General features: G+C 46.1%; 13 protein-coding genes. 7 read left to right on the forward strand and 6 right to left on the reverse strand.

Annotation, left to right across the window (positions count from 1 at the left end):
- Positions 1-12: 12 nt before the first annotated feature.
- On the reverse strand, positions 13-861 hold the full coding sequence (locus CWE13_RS08405) for a hypothetical protein (RefSeq protein WP_126807700.1): 849 nt from the start codon (positions 859-861) through the stop codon (positions 13-15).
- Between the two features lie 191 nt (positions 862-1,052).
- Here CWE13_RS08405 and CWE13_RS08410 point away from each other — a divergent pair, with 191 nt between their 5' ends.
- Positions 1,053-1,730: an START domain-containing protein gene (locus CWE13_RS08410; protein ID WP_157980949.1), complete on the forward strand. Its 678-nt coding sequence runs from the start codon at positions 1,053-1,055 to the stop codon at positions 1,728-1,730.
- 45 nt (positions 1,731-1,775) lie between these two features.
- Entirely contained in the window at positions 1,776-3,476 is a 1,701-nt protein-coding gene (locus CWE13_RS08415) for a class I SAM-dependent methyltransferase (protein WP_126807704.1), read from the forward strand.
- Positions 3,477-3,533: 57 nt separating this feature from the next.
- On the opposite strand, the gene CWE13_RS08420 is transcribed toward CWE13_RS08415, so the two are convergent.
- Positions 3,534-4,514 (reverse strand): M23 family metallopeptidase, encoded by a 981-nt coding sequence (locus CWE13_RS08420; RefSeq protein ID WP_126807706.1) that lies wholly within the window; start codon positions 4,512-4,514, stop codon positions 3,534-3,536.
- A gap of 174 nt (positions 4,515-4,688) precedes the next feature.
- Here CWE13_RS08420 and CWE13_RS08425 point away from each other — a divergent pair, with 174 nt between their 5' ends.
- The gene (locus CWE13_RS08425) at positions 4,689-5,585 is read left to right on the forward strand and encodes a hypothetical protein (RefSeq protein ID WP_126807707.1); all 897 of its coding nucleotides are present in this window, start codon (positions 4,689-4,691) and stop codon (positions 5,583-5,585) included.
- Here CWE13_RS08425 and CWE13_RS08430 read toward each other — a convergent pair.
- On the reverse strand, positions 5,566-7,536 hold the full coding sequence (locus CWE13_RS08430) for a tetratricopeptide repeat-containing diguanylate cyclase (protein ID WP_198677926.1): 1,971 nt from the start codon (positions 7,534-7,536) through the stop codon (positions 5,566-5,568). The genes CWE13_RS08425 and CWE13_RS08430 overlap by 20 nt on opposite strands.
- Before the next feature lie 184 nt (positions 7,537-7,720).
- Between CWE13_RS08430 and CWE13_RS08435 the strand changes: the two genes are divergently transcribed.
- Both CWE13_RS08435 and CWE13_RS08440 read left to right on the forward strand, forming a co-directional pair.
- The gene (locus tag CWE13_RS08435; RefSeq protein WP_126807711.1) at positions 7,721-8,266 is read left to right on the forward strand and encodes a hypothetical protein; all 546 of its coding nucleotides are present in this window, start codon (positions 7,721-7,723) and stop codon (positions 8,264-8,266) included.
- A 21-nt stretch (positions 8,267-8,287) separates the two neighbouring features.
- On the forward strand, positions 8,288-9,352 hold the full coding sequence (locus CWE13_RS08440; protein ID WP_126807713.1) for a winged helix-turn-helix domain-containing protein: 1,065 nt from the start codon (positions 8,288-8,290) through the stop codon (positions 9,350-9,352).
- Between the two features lie 21 nt (positions 9,353-9,373).
- Here the strand turns inward: CWE13_RS08440 and CWE13_RS08445 are convergent, their stop codons facing one another.
- The 3 genes from CWE13_RS08445 to CWE13_RS08455 are packed head-to-tail and all read right to left on the reverse strand — an operon-like array spanning position 9,374 to position 13,076.
- Positions 9,374-10,363 (reverse strand): LacI family DNA-binding transcriptional regulator, encoded by a 990-nt coding sequence (locus CWE13_RS08445; RefSeq protein ID WP_126807714.1) that lies wholly within the window; start codon positions 10,361-10,363, stop codon positions 9,374-9,376.
- Positions 10,364-10,389: 26 nt separating this feature from the next.
- Entirely contained in the window at positions 10,390-11,718 is a 1,329-nt protein-coding gene (locus tag CWE13_RS08450) for a glycoside-pentoside-hexuronide (GPH):cation symporter (RefSeq protein WP_126807716.1), read from the reverse strand.
- A complete protein-coding gene (locus tag CWE13_RS08455; protein WP_126807718.1) occupies positions 11,715-13,076 on the reverse strand; it encodes a GH1 family beta-glucosidase in 1,362 nt (453 codons plus the stop codon). Before CWE13_RS08455 ends, CWE13_RS08450 begins: the two co-directional genes overlap by 4 nt.
- A gap of 99 nt (positions 13,077-13,175) precedes the next feature.
- Between CWE13_RS08455 and CWE13_RS08460 the strand changes: the two genes are divergently transcribed.
- Together CWE13_RS08460 and CWE13_RS08465 are read left to right on the forward strand one after the other, a co-directional pair.
- Positions 13,176-14,408, forward strand: a complete 1,233-nt coding sequence (locus CWE13_RS08460) for a sugar MFS transporter (RefSeq protein WP_126807719.1) — start codon at positions 13,176-13,178, stop codon at positions 14,406-14,408.
- Complete coding sequence (locus tag CWE13_RS08465; protein WP_198677927.1) at positions 14,408-16,933, forward strand: glycoside hydrolase family 3 protein; 2,526 nt, start codon at positions 14,408-14,410, stop codon at positions 16,931-16,933. Before CWE13_RS08460 ends, CWE13_RS08465 begins: the two co-directional genes overlap by 1 nt.
- Positions 16,934-16,956 lie beyond the last annotated feature (23 nt).

Consider the following 16,956-nt stretch of genomic DNA (forward strand, 5'->3'; position numbering starts at 1 on the left):
CTTCAAATATGGTTAATTGAGTGGGGTAATCTTCATAAAGTACACCGCTTTATCAGCAGATTTCCCGGGTATTTGGGGTTCACCAACTAGAAAAAAACCTTCAAGTAGCACATCATCATTATTAAACAATGATAAAAGTAATCGCGTATCGTCTTCTGAACGCAACACTAAGTGGTTTTCATTAAGCTCGCCGCGAGATACCGTTAGGGTATGCTCACTGACGGAATTAATTGAGGGGCCAGCGCCCAACAGATAAACTTCGAACGTTGCTGTATTATCATCGTGAAGCTCTAAAGTTAACAATTCGTGATGGGGCGCTCGTGGCCCGTAGGAATAGCCAAGGTAAAAATCATGCTCATTCCCCTCCCTTACACTCCGTATCAAATTCTCATGTTTAAATGTGAGCTTACGCGCTGCAGAATCACCGTTCACATGTTTTAAATGATAGTTTTCAACGAAACGAAGTCCTGAGTCTCTGCCAAGATGGGAATCGATTATATTCCAATAACCCAAAGCACTAGGCACCATTGTTAGGCGGCGTTCGTAACCCATTTGGTCAAAGAACGTAATTGTGCAGTTTATCGATGAACAAGAAATGCTATCATCGGTGAAATACGAAGAATGGCGCAACTGAAAGCCGTCCGAAATACTGAAATCGAGAATAAAGTGCGTTTCGTCCTCTCGTATCCCCAATAAAATATACTCACGGGTAAGCGTTTCGATACCCTCGTACATGCCCTTATCTAATGTAAGCGGCTTTTGCTCGTGAGGGAGTGGGCCATCCATAGCTTGAGCTGGTTGCGCGAGCAACAGCAAAACAATACTAAACACCCATGCCCACTTGTAGGTAAGAAATCTCATCGCTATTCCACTCATTCAATGTATTAGGTTCATATTAACGTAGCATTTTTATGTGAATATTGTGGCCAACTTTGGCTAAATTGGAAATCGTTTGTATTTTATTCGCCGGAAACAAGCAAAGTAACATTTGTTAGCTAAAATCATTAAAGGCACCTCAATAGTTTGAGAGGCACCATATAGAGAGTATGCACATGAAGTACTTAATGGTTTTATCGGCTTCAGCCCTATGTGGGCTTAGCATTTCTTCTACTGCCGCAGCTGATGAGTGGAAACACGCTTCTAACAACAGCAATGTTCAGATTGAGTATCGTGATATTGCTGGTGATGTTCTGCAAATTAGGGCCCGAACCGAGCTCGTTGCAAATAACGGCAGTTGCATGGCAGCATTCGTACATTTGTTTAACGATACCGAACGTGTCAGCGATTGGATAGAAATAGCAACCGATGCAACTCTCGTTGAGCAGCTCAATCCTTACACCCGCATTGTTCACACCGAATTTGATTCCCACTGGCCAATATCAGACCGCGATATGGTGACACGAAGTATCTGGCAATATGATGCTGAGTCGGAAGCTCTACGTATTGAAATAACGAACGCCAGTGAAGAAAAGCCACCCAGCAAAAACGTAATCCGCATGACCGATGTAGCCGCCAACTGGCACATACAAGCTACCGAAAACGGCACTGTGCAGATAGCATACCAAGGTAATTCCAACCCAAAAGGCAACATCCCACGCACATCCGCACGAACATCAGCCATAACCGCCATAGAGCAAACCTTTGCAGCAATAGAAACCTATATCACCGATAACGAATATCAGCGCGATTATCATTCAGTGCCTTGTTTGGAACCCCACTTGCCAAACTAAGCCATTGCGTACAAAGTAGAGGCTTGATTTGGGGGCAGGAACAACATGAACGCATTCGTGGATAGGGATACACTATCGTATTATACCAACAACGCTGAAGATGTTTTCGATCGTTACGAAAGCCTTGTCGAAAGTGGTATTGCTGGGTTTTTCCCGAGCAGCTTCTTGAAGGGTAGTAAGATCTTAGATGTCGGTGCTGGTTCCGGCCGCGATGTTCGTAAGTTATTAGAGCTTGGTTTCGATGCGTATGGCGCAGAGCCGGTAAAAGAACTCCGTGATCTTGCTATTGCGAAACACCCTGAACTCGAAAACCGTTTATTTTCAGGCAGCCTGCCTGACAATTTAATTTCATATCAGAAATACGATGGCGTAGTTTGCTCTGCTGTTCTGATGCACTTACCGCCAAATGTGCTATTTGATGCTATTTTAGCCTTGCGTGATGTGCTTACTACACAAGGTCGTTTACTAATATCAGTTCCATTGCAACGCAATGATATTGACGCTGGCAATCGAGACCAGCATGGGCGATTATTTAGCCCTATCACCGCAAATCAACTCAAACTTTTATGCAAACGCCTCGCATTTGATTGTATCGAAGAGCATACAACCGATGATGCACTTGGCCGTAAAGATACCGCTTGGCATACATTGCTGTTTGTGCGGAAATCGGCAGCTGGTAAGCCGCTCGATAGAATTGAATCAGTATTACGCAACGACAAGAAAGTAGCTTCGTATAAATTAGCGTTATTGAGGGCGTTTTGCGATATTGCAGAACAAGATGATCATGCGGTGGCATGGAACCCCTCTGGCAACATAGCAATTCCTACAAAGCGTATAGCCGAGCTCTGGCTAATCTACTATTGGCCGTTAGTTAGCGCTTCTCAATTGATTCCGCAACACAATGCGGAAGCAACAGGTAGCTCTGTAATAGCATTTAGAAAACCGCTTTACGAGCTAATTGTAGAATCCGCTGAAGAATTCCAAATTAACGACCTTTCAGATACTCAGTTGCTCTCTGCATTCATGTTGGCTTGGAAAAAAGGAGTGCTTTCTGAAGAAATGCTGAAAAGGCTCAAAACTACTTTAAGCAAAATTCGAAATGCGATAATTACCGGCCCAGTAAAGTTTGCCAGTTCGGGGGAGATGTTTTCGCACAATAAAACGAATGACACTATAGAGGTGGAGGCTGAACTTTGGTTGGAGTTTTGCTTAACCGGATATTGGGTACGCGATTCGCTAATATTACGCTGGGCAGAACTCTGCTGCCGTTTCGGGTTACGTCTTCCCCACTTGAACATCGGCATCGTGATGGAACGACTACTCCAGAAGCCAGAAATAGAGCGCGAACAAGCTTTAGCCAGAAAAATTTATTTACAGAATCCAAATTTAGCCTGCGTTTGGACAGGTACAGAGCTTACATCCAGTGTATTTGACGTAGACCACGCATTGCCTTTTAGCCTTTGGTATAACAACGATTTGTGGAATCTACTACCCGCTAGCAAAAAGGTAAATAATCAAAAGCGTGATGCTATTCCAGCAAGTTCTGTATTTCTAGAAAGCCGAGATCGAATCATTGATAACTGGCAATTTGCTTTTAGCGTTGAGCCTGAATTATTTAAATTTGAAGTACAAAGAACGCTCGGTGAATTCAACAGAGATTTTTGGGAAAAACCCCTGTTTGATCACTTAAAACGGAAAGCTGAGGTTGCTATTTTTCAACGTGGTGCCCGCGAATGGTTTATTTGATTGCTTCACATTTTAGAAAAATCAGCTAATTTCTTTTGACACCTTAACTAGGCCAAACTACCCCGCCACTTTCTCGCCGCGGGTAATTTCGCCAACGCCTTCGAAGCGAATGGGTAGGCCCATTGAGCTGTAGAAGCTGGGGCCGTTTTGTAGATGGAAATGCAGGTGGGGTTCGCTTGAATGCCCGGTGTGGCCGCAATGGCCAATTACTTGGCCTTGTTTCACTTGCTCCCCTACTTTTACAGGTATGCTGCCTTTGATCAGGTGGGCGTAAAACCCATATTCGCCCTCAGCATGGCGGATAACCACGTGATTACCGGCAAAATGTGTGCAGAGGAAATCGGCAATACCGAAACCTACCAATGGCGCTGGGCGAACGCGATCGAGCACGGCTACTACTTCACCATCGGCAGCGGCCAGAATAGGTTGGTTGTAACAAAAATAATCGTGCAGGCGAGCGCCTTGGTTCTGGTGTCGGCGATAGTTTTCATCGGCCATAACAAAATCATAAGCGTAGCGCTGGGGGTATACGCCCCAAGAGTGCGAGGTTTCCTTGGTTAAGCCGCCATTAAACACCAGCCACTCGCCTGTAAATGGCAATCGATAGCTCATTTTCGTTTGATAATTAGCATTTTCTTCTTCGTGCTCACGCAAATATTTAGCGGCTTTTATTTGGCCAAAAATTTGCTTCATTTGTTGCACAAATTGAAATGGGTTTAGCACCGATAGCATTACCGTTGGGTAGAAGGTAAACAGCAGCATATAGCGCCCGCAATAGCGAATGGGGCCAGAGGTTGGCCACTTTTCGGCCGGGTGCGCAACGCGTTCTTTCTTACCGCCTGCAAGAACGCTGAAAATCCACGCATACACAACATAAAGCCCGAAATACAAAGCTAAATTTGCCAACGAACCCAGTTTAACGCCAAATACGTTTTCCATTACTTCAACGGCCACAAGAAAAGTAACAACAGCCGCCACGATTGGCCAATACCATGCGTTCAATTTATGTCGCCAACTTTTGCGTTCTTGTTTGCTCATGCGCGGTTTCCCTATTTTCTGTTCAATCGTTGCACTGCAAAGCCAAAAAATATGAGTGATAAATGTGCTGAGATTTCTAAATCGCTATACTACAATAAAACCAATAATCGCTCAGCTACGCAAGAATTCCATGGGTAGAGCAATCAATAAAGAGCCATTGAATAAGGGATTAATATGCAATCGCAACAGGACGTGTACCGAGGTGAAGCAAAGCTATTTTCTAGCTTGAATGTTCTTATCTTTATTTACCTAGTATTTCTCTCCCTTGTTACTTCGAGGTTTATCGAAGCTTTTTCATTTAATCAATTGTTGTTAGTGCTTTTACCCGTAGCACTAGCTGTTGCTTGGTTTGGACGAACTTGGATCAAGCGCAATGTAGTAAAGGTTTCCGATGAATCAATTTCTATCGAGCGCAGCGGTAAAGAACATGCTTCTATAAAATGGTGCGATATACAAAGTACTGAATTTTCGACTATAGGCAGAAAAGGGCTCGATTTATTCGATAACGCGGGTATGTTGAGGCTGCACATTCCACCCTACATTGAACGCTTTGAAGAACTTGTATCTTTTGTGTTTGAACGTATAGCAGCCGAGCACACGCAAATATCGCGCACACAGTACTTTCAACACCTAAACGTAGTACGAGATACTATTCAGTGGATAGTAACTGTAGCGCTTATTTATTCTGTATTTATCTTCGGTAACTACCAAGAAACTGGCTTCGTTGACTTCTTCTTTCCAGGCCACTTAGGTATTCTTATTGTGGCCTCAATATTTGCCATCCACACGATTTACCGCGCTTGGTACACACCCAAGCAGCTCACTTTTCACAATGCTCATCTAGAGATTACAACTACACTTCGAAACACTAAAATTCCTTATGCAGCCATTGCAAACGCCGAGCTAGTGGGTAACCCGTGGGCACCTGTAACCTCGAAGCGAAATTTCTTAAGAATTGGCCGCAAGGATAAAGCCGGTGGCTATACTGTACGAGGCTTAGAATCGAATAGCGAAGAATTGCTGGCCACGTTGCAGAAAAGGTTAGCTGCTTTTAATCAGCATCGGGAGTAATGCATATCTCACCCAGCTTCTCGTGCTCACCTACTGCTCGGTTGCGGCCTGCGCCTTTTGCCTTGTACAAATACGTATCAGCAAGGCTTAAGGCCTCGTCGAGTTCCAATTGAGTGCTAATGTTACGCACTAAAAATCCAATTGACGTGGTTACTGGCAGTTCGGTTGAATTAAAGCGCACGGGTTGTTGCACGTCTTTTAAGATCCGTTGAATCAACACTTTAACAATTTCAGGGTCGTTCACATCGTTCAGGTAAATCAAAAACTCTTCACCACCCCAACGCACCATGCGGTCGGTAGATTTCAACTTGTGCTTGATCCGGCCACATATAATTCGCAGCACTTCATCGCCCGCATCATGCCCGAAATGATCGTTGATTCGTTTAAAATGATCTAAATCCAGCAGTACAATTAACGCGGGTTGGTTGTTCTTGAATTGGCTTTGCATGAACTCACCAAAAGAACGGCGATTATGCAACTTCGTGAGTGGATCGTGCCGGCTTTCATAATCGAGTTGTTTGGTTTTTTCGGCCAGTTCCCGATGCGCTCTTTTTAGGCGCAAATACGCAATAACAACAATGCCGGTGAAGATAATCGCTACGGAAATAATAATGATCCAGAGCTTTTGTTGAAATTCACTTTGTTGAAGTTCAAGAGCGCTTTCCGCTCGAGCGGCTTCCAGCTTTAGGATTTCCTCACGCTGCTCTTGGCTGGCCACTACCGCTTGCATAAGCTCGGTATTGGTAATGCGCTTGGCCCGATTCAGTTCATTATTCAACTCAATACTTTCCACAAGGGTTTCGTATGCTTCGCTGGGCATGCCATGGAAGAACAGAAGCTCCGCCCACCCTTTTAAATTTTCTACCAGAACACTGGTTATTTTATTATCTCTAAACCACTGCTGTGCCTCGCTAAACATCGCCAGCGCCTGCTCTTGTTCACCAATTTCGAGCAGCACCGATGCTCTTTGTGTTTGCACAAACGCAATCGAATCGGCATCGCCTAATCGATACGCACGCTCAAGTAGGGCTTCGGTATACGTTAACGCTTCCTCCATGCGGCCAAGCCTGCGCAATGCAAAAGCAATATTTGTTCCCGTAGTAATTAGAAGGCGTTCATTCTCAGAATCAATTAATGCTTCGGCTTCGGCGTACGCTGCCAGCCCTTCTTCTAGCCTATCTATACCGAATAATAGCCACCCTCGGTTCATCAAAAGCTCTACCCGAGTACTATCCCGTTGCGCCAACTCTAAAGCTTTGGCATTGGTGGCTAGCGCTTCTTCAACTTGAAGAATATCGGCTTCGATTAAAGCCATTAACCCTAACGCCTCGCTTTTTAGCTCACGTAGCCCACTTTGCTCTGCTATGGCGCGAACTTTCATAGTGGCTTCCATCGCTTGGTCGGTTAGGCCGGCGTCAAGTGCGTAGTAGGCGTAATCATAAGCAACCCAAGCTACAAGCAAGGGCGGATCGGTTTCGGTAAGCGCTTGGTATGCAGTTACATTTAATTCTAGCTCTGGGAGTTCATAACTACTGGTTGCGATAACATCTTGCTGACACTTTGCATACGCTGCATCACTTCGGGTGTTGTCATCAAATTTCTCGAACTGCTCAAGCGCAATTTCTTGATAAGGTAGGTTGTAACGAAAGGCCCAGTGGCATTGGAGAAAGTACAATAGTTGCGCATAGGCCGGATTATCCATAAGCGCATGACTTTCCAACGCTTCTAATGCCGCCCAAGTATCGGCCGGGTCAGTATCGGTTGGGTAGCCTGTGAGCTGCCATATAATATGCTCGAAATCAGAAAATTGCTCGGTGGCTTCGTGTGCAACCGTTGTACTATTATTCGTTCGGTTGCCTACAGGTAACTCGCTAGTTTGCGCAATACTTTGGGCGCACGATAAAACCAGCATGAATACCCCAACTACAAAACTACGCTTCCCTAACATCATGCTGACCTCCGTTAATCTGTACCTATAGTATATTTTTAAATAGCGAAGAGAAAGTGTTCCTCGCATTTTTGATACAAATTTTTAACAATATTTTCTAAATAATAAACTCCTCACTTTTTCCTCATTACTTTCATGCACCTCAGCGCTATCTTTGCGCCAATACTTAAACACGAGGAGCACGGCAATGAACGTTTGGCGAATTACAGGTTGGGGTTTAGTGGTGGCATTGTTGATTACACCCGCAATAGCAATGCGTTTTACCACGGAGGTGAATTGGGATGCTTTCGATTTTATCGTAGCCTCGATTTTGCTGGGTGGCACCGGGCTATTCATAGAGTTCGTGGTGCGCTTATCAAGTAACGGCGCTTTTCGAATGGGCATGGTATTGGCCATTCTGGCCAGCTTATTGTTGATATGGATGAACCTTGCGGTTGGCATTATTGGTAGCGAGGATCACCCAGCGAACTTAATGTACTTAGGTGTCATTGCCATTGCATTGGTGAGTTCAGTGTTTGTGCGAGGCCGTGCGAGTGCCATGAGCTGGGTGATGGTGAGCACTGCGGTAGCACAGCTTTCGGTTTCGGTAATTGCGCTGGCACTTTCGCTTTCCGTAGATTTAAAACCTGCGTTTTTCTTAAATTCTGCGTTTGCCATTCTGTGGTTAGTATCGGCCGGACTATTCAAAGTTGCTGCAGATAGCTATGATAAAGCCACGGTAAATAAAGAATAACCACCCTAACGTAAGTAACGCATGCCAACAACTGAATATCGTTTTCATGAATTTACACTCAACCCTGCCGAACGTTCGTTAACGCGAACTTCGGCAGACATTGACGCTATAGTTGATTTAAACAGCCGTTATTTCGATGCCTTACTGCTGTTGGTTTCTCATTCCGGCGCGCTGATTAGCAAAGAGCGCTTTATGCGTGAAGTGTGGGGTGGCATTCCGGTTACCGATGAAGCGCTTACGCAGTGCATACGCTCGCTTCGCCGCGCCCTTGGCGATCGGGCAAATGCACCGCGTTTTATTGAAACTGTGCCGAAACATGGGTATCGATTTATCGCCGATGTAACCCATGAGCCCGGACAAAGCATTAAGGCAGATTCAGCTTTAGAAGGGCACCCTTCGAATCATATTCATCCACAGCAGATGCCAATTCATAAACTCATTATGCTCGGTGGCCGAGGCACATTAGGTGCGGGTGCCGCGGGTCTGGTTGGTGGCGTAATGTTCGGCGCGCTGGCTCTTTCGCAACCCGCGCTGCAAAGCTTTGGTGCTGCCTCGGTGCTCGTTGTGATGGTGAGCCTAACTTTACTGGTGGCGTTACTCGGCGGTGCAGCAGTTTCGTTTGGCATCGCCATTAGCCAATATCCATTTAAAAACGATACCCAACTATTTCGCAGTGTGATGGGTGGCGCACTTGGCGGGCTGTTGGTGGGTGCGTTCGTGAAGTTGATTGGTATCGATACTTTTATGCTACTTCTTGGCTATAACCCGGGCGATATAACGGGCGCGGCCGAAGGTTTAGCTATTGGTGCTGCGGTGGGCATTGCTTACGCGCTCGTTAAGCAACGGGCAGAAACCTTTGCGCATGCGGCTGTTTTCACGATTTTAATTGGTGCCATTGTGGGTGCCGGCATCGTGCTGGCTGGCGGAAATCTATTGGCAGGAAGCTTAGAAATGGTAGCCCACAACTTGCCCGCCAGTAATATTCCGAAAGGGCACTTATCGCCAGTAATGCAAATAGTAGTTGGCGCGCTTGAAGGGGCTTTGTTCACCACCGCAATTGTGCTCGCCACGTTTAAAGTTCGATAAAGAATCCGCCAAATGCAGGTATTAGGTTGAATCGCGCACGATAAGCTTGGGCATGAATACTGCCTTTAGGTCGTCTATTGGGCGTTGGTAAACACGTTTTAACACCCAACGCGCTGCCATTTGGCCTATTTCAGCCACCGGGTAATCGATAGTGGTAAGTTTTGGATAGGTATAGTGCGAGAAGTTAATATTATCGAAGCCGATTACCGCTATTTCTTCTGGAATTCTTAAACCCGCTTCATGCGCAGCGGTGATTGCACCCGAGGCCATTTCATCATTCGCACACACGAGTGCAGTGAACGAATAACCATGATCGCGCAAATGGTTAAAGCCATTTACTCCACCCGTTTCTTGGAAATCACCTTCATAAAACAACGCTTTGTTTTCGCTCAAACCAAATTTAGTTAATGCACTTTGGTGGCCGTTATAGCGCTCCTGTGCATCGTGCTTCCAAAGTGGTCCGGAAATATAAGCGATATCGCGATGGCCGAGCTTTAACATATATTCGGTAGCTAAATAACCACCTCTATCGTTATCCAGAGTAATGCAGCGATCTTCGATGGTTTCAACCATGCGGTTAATCAGAACAAAGGGTAAACCTGTGGCAGCGAGCTCGGTTAAGTATTTATCATCCACCGCTTCTACATGCAGAATCAATGCATCACAGTTCCGGCCACGTAAAAACTCGATACTATCACGCTCTAAATCTGCGTTACTGTGCCCGGCTGCGATAATTACGTGCTTCCCAGCCGCCCGGAATTCATTTTCGATTCGGCTTAATAGCTCGCCATAAAACGGACCACCCAGCTCAGAAACCACAATACCAATGCTATTCGAGCGGTTGCTCGCCAATGATTGTGCTACCGAGTTTGGCCGATAGCCCAGCTCTTTCATGGCGGCTTCAACTTTTATGCGCGTGGCTTCACGAACCGGCACCGTGTTGTTAATCACACGCGATACGGTGGCAAGTGATACACCTGCTAATTCTGAAACTTGGTAAATTGTAGCCATTGGTTTAAACGTCTCGCCAGCTGCTGTTATCGTGGTTCTTGAGTTAACTCATGGGCAATTTGTTCTACCCGTACGTCATTCAGAGTGTACCTGCGCATCACCCAAGCAACAAGCAATGAGGTAATAGCGGGCAGAACCGTAAACGCGAACAAAATACCTAAACGGCTTGCTTCCGTTTGCACTTGGTTTGGTTCATATCCTGAAAGGGCGAGCCACCAACCCGCTATTGCACCGCCCAGCGCGATACCAATTTTAATAAAAAACACTACCGAAGCATACACCAAGCCCGTGGCACGAAACCCTGATCGGCGTTGCCCTAAATCAACCGTGTCGGCTATTTTGGCCCACAGTAAGGGGGTTGCCATTTGTAAGAAGAAACTCCAGAAGAAGTAAAGTACAAACGCTAGCACGAGTTGGTCCGGTTTCACCCAAAACGCGGCAAGTGAAAATACAGCGGCAATAATTTGCAGTGCCTTATACGCTTTTACTTTATCGATTCGGCGCACCAGCGGAGCCGCTAGCGCACAACCGAGAATATTGCCGACCATGCCTAACGAGATAAACGGGGTTATTAGATCTTCGCGTACCAGATAATATTTTACATAGAAGATAGCCAGCGTATTTTTTATGGCTATACCGCAAAGTAGCAGAACGGCAACTACCGCCAGCGTGCGCATAGCATCGTTTTTCCATACACTTACCAACGCCGTTTTTAAACGCAGCTGCTGATCCGCAGGCGGTTTCACTCGCTCTTTGGTGCCCCAAAAGCAAAGTAGGAAAAGCACTACGCCAACAACACTCATGGCAGCTATCGTGAGCTGATAGCCGAGTGCGCGATTGCCTTGGCCAAACCACTCTACTAACGGCAGCGTGAGTAAGGTAACAAAAAGACCACCGAGCATACCAAACACAAATCGATAGGATTGAATCGATACGCGCTCTTTCGGATCTTGTGTTATCGCGCCGCCTAAAGCGGAATAAGGAATGTTAATTGCGGTGTAGGCGAGCATGAGTAGGGTGTAGGTAGCATAAGCGTAAATAACTTTTCCGCTATCACCAAGATCTGGCGTGGTGAACGCAAGAATACTGCACACCGCAAATGGGATAACCAACCAGATGAGGTAGGGCCGGAACTGCCCAAATCGTGTATTGGTTTTATCGGCTAAGAAGCCCATAAGCGGATCAGTGATAGCATCAAGCAGCCGCACAACTAAAAACATTGTACCCACAGTGGCAGCCGAAATTCCGAAAATATCGGTGTAGAAAAAGGCTAAAAATAACATCACGGTTTGAAAAATTAAGTTGCTGGCTGTATCACCAAAGCCATAAGCAATTTTTTCTTTTCGCGATATCATGATGCTTCCACCACCTGAAGTTGTGCTTTCCTTGCGAGCCAAAATTGCCGTAATGCACGGCTGCTATCTTTCAGAATACGTTGTTGGCTATCAAAATCCACGTACACTATTCCGAATCGTTGCGTATACCCTTCTGCCCACTCAAAATTATCGAGCAAGCTCCAAGCAAAATAACCACAAACGGGAACTCCTTTCTGAATACTTTCATGAACTGCCAACAAGTGGCGGTTATAGTAATCGATTCGAGCGTCGTCGTGTACCCGATTATTTACTACTTCATCAGGAAATGCAGCACCATTTTCGGTAATGTAAATCGCCGGTAGTTCACCAAACGTGCTTTGTAGATCAACAAGAATTTCCGTAAGCCCCTCGGGATAGATTTCCCAACCCATTGTTGTAAGCGGCGGTTCTGAAGGCGGTACATCTGAAAACCAACCATTTTTTTCGCGAAACACGGTTCGCGTGTAGTAATTTACCCCTAAAAAATCGATAGGCTGGGAAATAATATCCATATCACCTGATATCACTTCTGGGCGCTCATTTTCGGCAAGGCGCTCGAGTATGCTTGGATAGCTGCCAGTAAGAATAGGCTGTAAATACCATAAATTGTGATAGTTATGCGCAAGGTTTGCGGCGTTGTGATCCGCTTCACTATTGCTTGCTGGGTAGCAAGGGCTAAAGTTCAATACAATGCCGTGCTCAGCGTTAGGCGCGTGCTTACGCAGAATTGGCATGGCTAAACCATGGGCGAGCAACAGGTTATGCGCAGCTTGCCGCCCTTTCTTTCGATCTTTCAAACCCGGCGCATGAATACCCGCTTCGTAACTTAAATATGCACTACAGAATGGTTCATTTAATGTGGCATAGCTGGCCACTTTATCGCCGAGGGCTTTCACGATAACTTCGGCATATTCAGCAAACTTGTGCGCAGTTTCTCGGTTCAACCAGCCACCACGATCTTCTAAATATTGCGGTAGGTCCCAATGATAAAGCGTAACGTGAGCACTAATACCGAGCGTTTCCAATACATCAACCAAGTTCACGTAAAACGCCAACCCTTCTTCATTCACGCTGCCATCAGCACGAATAACACGGCCCCAAGCGATAGAAAAACGATAGGCATCAACGCCAAGGCTAGCAATAAGATCAGTATCTTCGCGCCACCGCTCTACATGCTCACAGGCTACCAACCCATCACTTCCGTCTTTGATTCGCCCTGGCTGTTGGCAAAAGGTATCCCAAATAGTGAGTTCGCGCTCTTCGGCTGCCCCTTCAATCTGAAACGACGAGGTAGCAACACCGAATACGAAATCGCTGGATAATAACTTTGAATTTTCTGGCAGGCTTATTTTTTTCATAAAGATTGCGAAACCGTTTAATTATGCTATAAATGAAAGCGCTTTCATAATAGGCTATAATCAAGCCAAAGGTCAAAAAATAATTATATCGAGGCAACTATGACCCATAACAACAACCAATATCGGTTCGCGCTTACCGCGCTAACATCGCTCTTCTTCATGTGGGGCTTTATCACGTGTTTAAACGACATCCTTATTCCATATTTGCGCTTATTGTTTGATTTAAGCTACGCGCAATCGATGCTCATTCAGTTTTGTTTCTTTGGCGCGTACTTTATCGTGTCTATTCCTGCAGGCCAGCTAATTGGGAAAATAGGATACAAATCGGGAATCGTAACGGGGTTAATGGTGGCCGGTGCTGGTTGCTTATTGTTTTACCCAGCAGCCATGCTAGAAGTGTATGGTTTGTTCTTGTTAGCCCTATTCGTATTAGCGTCGGGCGTTACCATTTTGCAAGTAGCAGCGAACCCCTACGTAACGGTGTTAGGTGAGCCAGGTACGGCCTCGAGCCGCCTTACCATGACACAGGCCTTTAATTCATTGGGTACTACCGTTGCGCCTTTCTTCGGCGCTTGGTTAATATTTGGCGGTATCGCCGACCCTGAAGTAACAGGTGTCTCGAAAGATACCGTTGCATTGCCTTACTTCATTCTTGCCGCAACCTTAGTGTTAATGGCAATTATTTTTATATTCCTGAAATTGCCAAATATGGGCAAGGTAGACCCAGCCCTTGCGTTACCGAAAGAAGGCTCGGCATGGCGCCAAAAACATCTGATGCTCGGTGCTTTAGCAATATTTGTATATGTTGGCGCTGAAGTAGGTATTGGCAGCTTTTTGGCAATGTACATCGCCCTTCCAGAAATCGGCGATATGAGCACCTCGCGTGCTTCACATTATATTTCTTGGTACTTCGGCGGTGCTATGGTTGGCCGTTTCCTAGGCGCTGCAATTATGCAGAAAATTTCGGGCAACCGCGTACTCGCCTTTAATGCCATTGCAGCCGTTCTATTACTTGCTACAACAATGACATCATCAAGCACCTTGGCCATGTGGTCTTTGTTGTTTGTAGGTTTATGTAACTCGATTATGTTCCCAACTATTTTCAGCCTAGCGCTGCAAAATCTAGGTTCAAGCCGCGGCCAAGGCTCAGGTATTCTGTGCTTAGCAATTGTGGGTGGCGCTATTGTTCCGCTTGCGCAGGGCTTTCTTGCCGACCAGGTTGGTATACAGATGTCGTTTATTATTCCATTACTATGCTACGTATATATTTTTTACTATGGTATTCGGGGGTATTTACCTCGGTCAGAAAAAGCAGCGGAGGGGGCAGCTTAATGCAAGATTCAAGGTTTCGAAAAACACCCGTTGCAATGAGTATTGCGCTCGCGTGTACGTTGGCTTTAGGCGCGTGCAGCAACGATGATCGCAATGCTAATGTTCCTGACAACCAAGAAGGCAATGAAATATGGCCCTATATTGAATCGCCAGTTGGGTTGAACAACGATATTGAAATGCGCATTACTGAAATCATGGAAAACATGACCATTGAGCAAAAAATTGCGCAAATGATTCAGCCCGAAATTCGAGATATCACCGTTGAGGATATGCGCCAATATGGGTTTGGTTCCTACCTCAATGGTGGCGGTTCATTTCCCAACAATGATAAATATGCCACGCCTCAAGATTGGATAGCGCTCGCTGAAGCCATGTATGAAGCTTCTATCGACGATAGTTTAGATGGTTCATCGATTCCTACTATGTGGGGCACCGATGCGGTGCATGGCCATAACAACGTAATCGGGGCTACTATTTTCCCTCACAACATCGGCCTTGGCGCTGCAAATAACCCTGATTTAATTGAGCAGATTGCCGCCATTACAGCCCGTGAGGTGATGGTAACCGGCATCGATTGGGTATTTGCACCAACGGTTGCGGTTGCTAAAAATCTTCGCTGGGGCCGGGCCTATGAGAGCTATTCGGAAAATCCTGCGATTGTGCGTGAATATGCCGCTTCAATTGTTACCGGCTTACAAGGCGAGGTAGGTAAAGATTTTCTCGATGATCAACGCGTAATTAGTACGGTAAAACATTTTGTTGGCGATGGCGGCACTACCGATGGCATCGATCAAGGTAATACCGAAATTGATGAGCAAACCTTATTTGATGAGCATGCCCAAGGTTATGTAGGGGGCTTAGGTGCTGGTGCGCAAACTGTGATGGCGACGTTTAATAGCTGGAACGGCGAAAAAATTCACGGGAGCCACTATTTACTAACCGATGTTCTAAAACAAAAAATGGGCTTTGATGGGTTTGTGGTAGGTGATTGGAATGGCCATGGCCAAATTCCTGGCTGCACGAATTATGATTGCCCACAAGCCGCGAACGCTGGCTTAGATGTTTACATGGTGCCTACCGACGCATGGAAGCCTTTGTATGAGAACTTAATTCAACAGGTTCATGATGGTGTAATTCCTGAAGCTCGTGTAAACGATGCGGTTCGCCGTATTCTGCGGGTGAAAATGCGCGCTGGCTTATTCGATAAACCGAGCCCTGCTGAACGCCCATTTGCTGGCAGAACGGAACTTATTGGTGCTGCTGAGCACCGGGAAGTGGCGCGCGATGCAGTTCGGCAATCGCTTGTATTGTTGAAGAATAACAACCAATTACTGCCACTTGATCCAACGCAACGCATTCTTGTAGCCGGTACAGCCGCCGATCATATTGGCCAGGCATCCGGTGGCTGGACAATTAGCTGGCAAGGTACAGGAAACAGCAATGCTGATTTCCCTGGCGGTACGTCGATTTATCAAGGTATTGCCAATCAAGTGCAGGCCGCGGGAGGCGATATAGAACTTGCTGAAGATGGCCAGTTTATCGAAAAACCTGATGTCGCTATTGTTGTTTTTGGCGAGCAGCCTTACGCGGAAGGTAACGGTGATATAGCGAATCTTGATTTTCAACGTGGCAACGCTATCGACCTTGCATTACTGAATAGTTTGCGCGAGCAAGGCATTCCCGTTGTGAGTTTGTTTATTAGTGGTCGGCCAATGTGGGTGAATCCAGAACTGAACGCATCCGATGCCTTCATGGCTATCTGGCTGCCCGGTAGTGAAGGCCAAGGTGTTGCTGATGTGGTTTTGCGGGATGCCGAGGGCAACGTGCAGTATGATGCTACGGGCCGTTTACCATTTTCATGGCCAGCCACCCCAAATGCCGAGGAAACACTGTTGCAATTAGGTATGGGTATGAGCTACGGCGATAACAACCTACTTGACGATGAACTTCCTGAAGATATCGGCTTAGAAGCAGAAACCGAAGCCCTCGTGGTATTTGAGCGCGCCGTTCAACAACCTTGGTTATTGGAATTAAGTAGCTCCGATGAACGCCAAATTGTTGAAAGCAGTGTTCAGGCACTTGGTGCTATACAAACTGAAACTTTCGACGACCAAGTGCAAGAAGATGCACGCCGTGTGAACTTCTCAGGCGAAGAACAAGCTGGTTTCAGCCTTGTTACTCCGTTCCCACGCGATCTTCGTGCTTATGATACCGATGTAAGTGCGCTCTCAATTACCTTGAGAACAGAACAAACCGTGCCGGATAGTGTAATGCTGAATTTGTACTGCAGTGAGAATTGTAATGTAAGCACAAACATTGCTTCTGAGCTCACCGAGTTGCCGGAGAATGAATGGCAAACCCTTAACTTTAATTTGCGTTGTTTGCAGGATGCTGGCTTCAACCTAGCGCAAGTGGGTAGTGCCTTCGGCCTTAGTACCGCATCTTCTTGGCAAGTAAGTTTCAACGATATTCGGTTTGTTCCAGAAGTAGCGGAAGATACCAATACGATTTGTATCAGCGAATAGGTGTTTATAGTAGCTAACCGTTG

The organism is Aliidiomarina shirensis (assembly GCF_003987345.1).
In the GTDB taxonomy this organism is placed as follows: Bacteria; Pseudomonadota; Gammaproteobacteria; order Enterobacterales; family Alteromonadaceae; genus Aliidiomarina; species Aliidiomarina shirensis.

Excerpts from the sequence above, each read along its gene's own strand:
- CWE13_RS08405 (WP_126807700.1), bottom strand. The coding sequence starts at position 861 with ATGAGATTTCTTACCTACAAGTGGGCATGGGTGTTTAGTATTGTTTTG.
- CWE13_RS08410 (WP_157980949.1), top strand. The coding sequence starts at position 1,053 with ATGAAGTACTTAATGGTTTTATCGGCTTCAGCCCTATGTGGGCTTAGC.
- CWE13_RS08415 (WP_126807704.1), top strand. The coding sequence starts at position 1,776 with ATGAACGCATTCGTGGATAGGGATACACTATCGTATTATACCAACAAC.
- CWE13_RS08420 (WP_126807706.1), bottom strand. The coding sequence starts at position 4,514 with ATGAGCAAACAAGAACGCAAAAGTTGGCGACATAAATTGAACGCATGG.
- CWE13_RS08425 (WP_126807707.1), top strand. The coding sequence starts at position 4,689 with ATGCAATCGCAACAGGACGTGTACCGAGGTGAAGCAAAGCTATTTTCT.
- CWE13_RS08430 (WP_198677926.1), bottom strand. The coding sequence starts at position 7,536 with ATGATGTTAGGGAAGCGTAGTTTTGTAGTTGGGGTATTCATGCTGGTT.
- CWE13_RS08435 (WP_126807711.1), top strand. The coding sequence starts at position 7,721 with ATGAACGTTTGGCGAATTACAGGTTGGGGTTTAGTGGTGGCATTGTTG.
- CWE13_RS08440 (WP_126807713.1), top strand. The coding sequence starts at position 8,288 with ATGCCAACAACTGAATATCGTTTTCATGAATTTACACTCAACCCTGCC.
- CWE13_RS08445 (WP_126807714.1), bottom strand. The coding sequence starts at position 10,363 with ATGGCTACAATTTACCAAGTTTCAGAATTAGCAGGTGTATCACTTGCC.
- CWE13_RS08450 (WP_126807716.1), bottom strand. The coding sequence starts at position 11,718 with ATGATATCGCGAAAAGAAAAAATTGCTTATGGCTTTGGTGATACAGCC.
- CWE13_RS08455 (WP_126807718.1), bottom strand. The coding sequence starts at position 13,076 with ATGAAAAAAATAAGCCTGCCAGAAAATTCAAAGTTATTATCCAGCGAT.
- CWE13_RS08460 (WP_126807719.1), top strand. The coding sequence starts at position 13,176 with ATGACCCATAACAACAACCAATATCGGTTCGCGCTTACCGCGCTAACA.
- CWE13_RS08465 (WP_198677927.1), top strand. The coding sequence starts at position 14,408 with ATGCAAGATTCAAGGTTTCGAAAAACACCCGTTGCAATGAGTATTGCG.